Raw genomic sequence first — 411 nt, 5'->3', positions numbered from 1 at the left:
AAGAAGCATCAATAATCAATCAGCCTACTGTCTAGATGAAAAGAGTTTGCCTGACCCACGAAAAATATGGAACATTAATTCCTGCTGCTCATACATATGGTCTCGCATTTGGAAAATTTCTTAGCTTTAAAATAAATCATCTGATTCAATGAAATGTAATGCCTATCATCACCTATTTTTATATGTACCTCAGACGAATTCCTATACCTCCGTTACTCTTCGATCATATTGTATTTGTACGAGGTGGTGTAAAATGTTTAAATTATATTTAGATCCTGGTCACGGGGGAGTGGACCCAGGAGCTATTGGCAATGGGATGCAGGAAAAAGAAATTACCTTAAATATTTCCCATAGCATCCGGAATCTCTTGGAAAACCATTATGAAGGCCTGCAAATTAAAATGAGTAGAAC

The 411-nt window shown here is 36.5% G+C and carries 1 protein-coding gene; it reads left to right on the top strand.

Features of this window, described 5'->3' with window-relative positions; genetic code table 11:
- Positions 1-148: 148 nt before the first annotated feature.
- A partial coding sequence (locus KVT11_RS21145) for an N-acetylmuramoyl-L-alanine amidase family protein (RefSeq protein WP_254636526.1) occupies positions 149-411 on the top strand: 263 nt, incomplete at its 3' end.

Origin of the sequence: Bacillus sp. GbtcB10, from assembly GCF_019091365.1 — a bacterium.
Classification (GTDB): domain Bacteria; phylum Bacillota; class Bacilli; order Bacillales; family Bacillaceae; genus Bacillus; species Bacillus altitudinis.
Note: the sequence above shows the minus strand (reverse complement) of the source record. Positions and strands in the feature narration are given on the sequence as shown.